This window comes from Vibrio sp. V42_P2S4T144, from assembly GCF_009904715.1.
Taxonomy (GTDB): Bacteria; Pseudomonadota; Gammaproteobacteria; order Enterobacterales; family Vibrionaceae; genus Vibrio; species Vibrio alginolyticus.
In genome coordinates this window covers 1-4975 of the sequence record NZ_WXWS01000006.1, presented here as the reverse complement: position 1 = coordinate 4975, position 4975 = coordinate 1, and the positions used below count along the sequence as shown (strand labels likewise).

The 4975-nt window shown below is 44.3% G+C and carries 6 protein-coding genes; 3 read left to right on the top strand and 3 right to left on the bottom strand.

Annotated elements, in window-relative coordinates:
- Positions 1–855, top strand: an 855-nt coding sequence (locus tag CAG68_RS00150) for a LysR family transcriptional regulator (RefSeq protein ID WP_237667813.1), incomplete at its 5' end; no start/stop codon positions are given.
- A gap of 27 nt (positions 856–882) precedes the next feature.
- Here CAG68_RS00150 and CAG68_RS00145 read toward each other — a convergent pair.
- A complete protein-coding gene (locus CAG68_RS00145; protein WP_005377871.1) occupies positions 883–1113 on the bottom strand; it encodes a glutaredoxin family protein in 231 nt (76 codons plus the stop codon).
- Positions 1114–1251: 138 nt separating this feature from the next.
- Here CAG68_RS00145 and CAG68_RS00140 point away from each other — a divergent pair, with 138 nt between their 5' ends.
- Together CAG68_RS00140 and rlmF are read left to right on the top strand one after the other, a co-directional pair.
- Positions 1252–1767 carry a YgjP-like metallopeptidase domain-containing protein gene (locus tag CAG68_RS00140; protein WP_161440625.1) on the top strand — a complete coding sequence of 172 codons (516 nt, stop codon included), beginning with the start codon at positions 1252–1254 and terminating at the stop codon, positions 1765–1767.
- Positions 1754–2881, top strand: coding sequence for a 23S rRNA (adenine(1618)-N(6))-methyltransferase RlmF (rlmF, locus tag CAG68_RS00135; protein WP_054577909.1), 1128 nt, complete (start codon positions 1754–1756; stop codon positions 2879–2881). The genes CAG68_RS00140 and rlmF overlap by 14 nt, the downstream gene beginning before the upstream one ends.
- A 72-nt stretch (positions 2882–2953) precedes the next feature.
- On the opposite strand, the gene CAG68_RS00130 is transcribed toward rlmF, so the two are convergent.
- Positions 2954–3274 (bottom strand): hypothetical protein, encoded by a 321-nt coding sequence (locus CAG68_RS00130; RefSeq protein ID WP_054577908.1) that lies wholly within the window; start codon positions 3272–3274, stop codon positions 2954–2956.
- Positions 3275–3344: 70 nt separating this feature from the next.
- Positions 3345–4940, bottom strand: a complete 1596-nt coding sequence (locus CAG68_RS00125; RefSeq protein WP_054730106.1) for a S41 family peptidase — start codon at positions 4938–4940, stop codon at positions 3345–3347.
- Between the last annotated feature and the right edge of the window lie 35 nt (positions 4941–4975).

Here is a 4975-nt window from a genome sequence, read left to right as displayed (position 1 = left end):
CTTAAACATTTTCTGGCGGTCGCTGAACACGGAAACATTACCCATGCGGCGAAAGCCCTGCATATTGCCCAGCCCGCATTAAGCATTTCTATCAAAAAGTTTGAGCAGTCTTTGGGCGTTACCCTATTTCGCCGTGATGATAAAAAAATCAGCTTAACGAAAGAGGGCGAAACGTTATTTGTACATGCTAAGCGGGTGATTCAACAGTTGCACGACGCGCAGCTCGCGATTGATGAGTTGAAAGGTTTAGCGAAAGGCGAAGTAAGACTAGGGACGCCATCAATGATGGGCAGTTATTTCTTTCCACGAATTGTGATGGCGTTTAAAAGCCAATTCCCTGAGTTAAAATTGACCTTGGTCGAAGCTGGAACTCAATCGATTCGTCGTATGCTGCTCAATGGTCAACTCGATATTGGTGTGATCAGTTGTGATAATGTGCCTGATGATCTAGAAACTGACCATTTGTTTACTAGCCAAATGGTCGCAGTTGTTTCACCTGAGCATGAGTTAGCCCAGCGACACGCTCTTACTTTTGATGAGTTCTTTGAACACGATTTGGTTATGTTTCAGCATGGCTATTTTCACCGCGAATTTTTGGATCAGGTGAGTGAGGAGCATGGGTTTACCATGAAGTCATCATTCGAGACCAACTTACTGCCTTTGATTTTGAGTATTGTAAAACAAGAGTTTGCGATTACCGCGTTACTGGAATTGGTGACTCAACATGAGTCGGGCGTTGTTGGCTTACCGTTTGAACCACCAGTGACGCTGGATCTGGCACTTGCTTGGCGCAAGCAGGGGTATTTATCAATAGCAGATCGAACGTTTATCGACTTTATCAAGCGCTACGTTTAAACGCAGCGCAGATTCATCGTCCGAGCACTAGTCGCCTTTGTACATCTTCTCGAAGTTCTTTGGGTTCCAGCCAATCATTACCCGATCACCAATTTTTAAAACTGGCACTGAACGAGCACCAAGCGCATCAAGTTCTTTGCGACCGCGTTGCATCTTAGCATTGCACAAACGATAGTTAATATTTTTCGAATCCAGATAACGTTGAGCATCTTTGCAGTGAGGGCATTTGTCTTTGACGTAAAGGACGACACGTTTCATTGAGTTTCTCTCCATTATCATTGGGAGGCGAAGTTTAACGGCCTTTCACCATAAATGAAAGGCGAAAGCTAAGGTGAAACTGTCCTTTATCTCAGGTATATTGAGCGCCTTTATTTTGTCATAACAGACGTTAACTCTATGCATCCGTCACTTCGATACATTCAAGGCTACCCACAAAACATCGTAGAGCAGGTGAGCTCATTGATAGCGAGTGGCAAGTTTGTTCCTTGGTTCGAAAAGCGTTATCCCGATAGGCACCAAATCAAAAGCGAAAGGGCGCTCTATGAGTACGCCATGGCAATCAAAAATCGCTACATGAAGAAAGCCGCGCCAATCAGTAAAGTTGTCTACGATAAGAAAATTCACGCGGTAAACAATGCGCTTGGTTTGCACAGTTTAATCAGTAGAAACCATGGTGGTAAGCTTAAGTCGAAAAACGAGATTCGCATTGCCAATGTATTTAAAGAGGCGCCCGAGCCACTATTAAGAATGCTGGTGGTACATGAGTTGGCACATACTCGTGAGAAAAACCACGACAAGGCGTTCTATCAGTTATGTTGCTGCATGGAGCCTGAGTATCACCAACTCGAATTTGATGCTCGTTTGTTTATGATTTACCTCGATTTAAAAGCGAATTTGAATGAAGAACAATAATCACAACGCGAAGCAAGCAAAACCAAAGGCTTCAATGGCGGGTCAGAAGAAAGACGCGAATAAAGACAAGCCGAAGCGTGTTAAAGACAAAGTTGCGCGCAAATCCCCTCAGCCTGCAGGAAAGAGCGAAGTCGAGTTCATAAAAATAGCGAAGAATGGTTTGCATGAGCGTAATGTTCATCGAGGTCGTTACGATTTTAAAAAACTCGTGGAAAGTGAACCACAGTTAAAGCCATTCGTTATCAAAAATCCGAAAGGGGAAGATTCCATAAACTTCTCTGATCCTAACGCTGTTAAAATTCTCAATAAAGCATTGCTTGCTGCGTATTATGGTATCGAGTTCTGGGGCATTCCCGACACCTACCTTTGCCCACCGATTCCGGGCCGCGCTGATTACATTCACCGAGTGGCAGAACTACTTGATAGTGAAGTAAAAGGTCAGTACGCGCACCAAAAAGTGAAAGCGTTGGACATTGGCGTGGGAGCAAACTGTATTTATCCGATTGTTGGTGTAACAAAATACGGTTGGCACTATACGGGCAGCGATGTCGATCCAAAATCCATCCAATCGGCTCAAACGATCGTAGAGCACAATCGTGTTTTGACGGGAAAAATTGCACTGATACAGCAACACAATGATGCCAATATTTATCGAGGTATCATTCAACCGAATGATCGTTATGATGTGACGACATGCAATCCGCCATTCCACCGTTCGGCGGAAGATGCCGCTATGGGCAGCCAGCGTAAAATCGATAATCTAAAAGCAAACCAGCGTAAGAAAGGGCTAAAACCTCAAACCGCACCAGTAAAGACAAGTAAGCCTGCGTTGAATTTTGGCGGTCAAAACGCTGAATTGTGGTGTGAAGGCGGAGAAGCGGCGTTTATCCGAAAAATGGCGAATGAAAGCCAAGCTTTTGCTGCGCAGGTCTTGTGGTTTACAACACTTATATCTAAAAAAGACAACGTTCGCCCGATGCGCAAGCAGCTTGAAAAATTGGGTGTGAAAGCCATTCGTGTGGTTGAAATGAGTCAAGGACAGAAAGTGAGCCGCTTTGTAGCTTGGTCATACATGGATAAGCAACAGCGCAAAGCATGGATGGAATTAAAGTAACGTTGACCGTTTCACACTGAACAATAAAGTAGGAAGCCCGCTGATATCAGCGGGCTTCTCTTTTTGGGAGATCTAAAACTTAATAATGGGCTCACAATCTAGTGAACTGAGAGAGACAAAAGTATCTGTTTTGGCGTAGTACAAGCCACAGGTTTCACCTCTTATCTGCAACGTATATTGGTCTGGAAGATCCGTATAGCTGCCATCCAACAGTTGATTGTTGTTCCCTTTTACTCGTCCTTTTTCAATCAACAAATGCGGTGTGGATTCAAATACGTTATTTGCGATTCTAGGTGCAGGTGTCCCTTGGATTTCTGCGATCGCGTTTTGAATTTCTATGACTGTTTCCGGAGAGTTCTTTTTACTCAATGCTTCAACGGGTTCTTGTGACATAGCTTGACATCCTATCAAAGAAATCGAAGTCCCTAGGAAAAGCGCAACCCGAATCAGCATTCGTAAAAAGTTAGTTGATCTCAACATGAATTGCCTCTGTTCGTAGCGGAGAGCGAAGATCGCTTAACTCCGGAGATGAAATGTTACGCGGCATGGCGTTGAAACTTGAAGGGGATACTGGCGGACAGGTTCCAGTTTCCATGTAGTTTAGTGCCGCAGAAAGCATACCTTCAGACGGATCGCCTAATGGTTTTGTTAGGTCGTCATTGACCCAGCAACCTTCCACTCTATTGTTTAAGCCTAGCTCGGTATTGATTTGGCTCTTTGGAGTAGGAATAAAACCATCAGCGAAGTCGCCAAATTTTTTCTCGTTCGCCGACTTGAACTGAATAGTGTAGTACATAGTGCCGCAGTTTTGTTCTGGTGAGAACCCATACGGTTTACCTGTGGTTGTTGAACCTATTTGGATAACCTCCACATCAATGCCGCGCAAAGCGTTGATTAACAGTTCACTTGAGGAAGCCGTGCCTCCTGAAGTCAGCACATATACGCGCTTTTTGTTCAGTGTCGGAAGCACTTGATCCGAATATTTCTGTGCTGCCCAGTCTATTGCTAGATTCGTAAAGCGATAGATGTTATCCCCATCTTTAATGGTACGCATCACTTTGTCATTATGAATCAACTCACTGAAGACTCGGTTCTGACCAGCACCGCTTAGCATGTAGCCTACTTGCGAGGACTGAAGGACTAAGCCACCGCCGTTGTAACGTAAATCAACGACGATCTCGTCAACATTCTCTGCTGAGAGCATACTGAACGCCTCAATAAGCGGGGCTTGAGCGCTTGGTTCAAAGGAGTTGTATTGCAGATAGCCGATCCGCATACCATTGTGTGTAATCACTTTGGCATTTTTAACTGGAGAGGTCATGACATCAGAGGCGGTAAGCGTCACGGTTTTCTCTAGACCGTCAACACTCTCAAATGTGAAGGTGTAATCTTGATTGATGTCAGGGTTAAAGAGCGTTTTGTTAATAAAATCAATGTCGGACTGACTACCGGTGTTAACCACATCAATATTATTGATTTTCAGAAGCTTATCACCACGAGCAATGCCGCTTCTATCAGCTGGCGAGGCTTCTTCAGTGTAGGAAATACGAACGTCTCGAGGTTGTACGCCACGTAGGAATGCCCAGTTAAAACCAAATCCAGCAACTAAACCGGATTGCGATGATTTCATATCATCCTCATAAGGGACGGTAAAATGGAAGCGATCTTTTGGTTTACCCGTCGCGGTAGTAGCAGAGGTGACCAGCGTATTGAAGTAATCAGTAACAGTTTTGTAGTTTGCTGGATTATTATCAGGAACCTCGTCATACCATAGATACGTTTCGTTAGTAAAAGCTCTTAAAAAGAGTTTTTCGTGTAATGCAGAGCCCAATTTATCTGGATAGGCGGCATAGTTGTCATATGGGTCCAGTCCGACGCGGGGCGTTTCACATTGGTTGATAAACGTTTTCGACGGTTGGCTAAAATCATGAACTTTCCACGTTGGACCGTTTGCACTGCTAGTGGACGGAGTAGGTGATGAGCTATCACCGCCACCACCGCCACAGCCTTGTAATAATGCGAGAGTGACTGCCGTTGCTAAAGAATACTTAAATTTCACTTTTCTATGTCCTTATAAATAATAGAATTATAATT

Coding starts and splice junctions, on each gene's coding strand:
- CAG68_RS00145 (WP_005377871.1), bottom strand. CDS start 1,113: ATGAAACGTGTCGTCCTTTACGTCAAAGACAAATGCCCTCACTGCAAA.
- CAG68_RS00140 (WP_161440625.1), top strand. CDS start 1,252: ATGCATCCGTCACTTCGATACATTCAAGGCTACCCACAAAACATCGTA.
- rlmF (WP_054577909.1), top strand. CDS start 1,754: ATGAAGAACAATAATCACAACGCGAAGCAAGCAAAACCAAAGGCTTCA.
- CAG68_RS00130 (WP_054577908.1), bottom strand. CDS start 3,274: ATGTCACAAGAACCCGTTGAAGCATTGAGTAAAAAGAACTCTCCGGAA.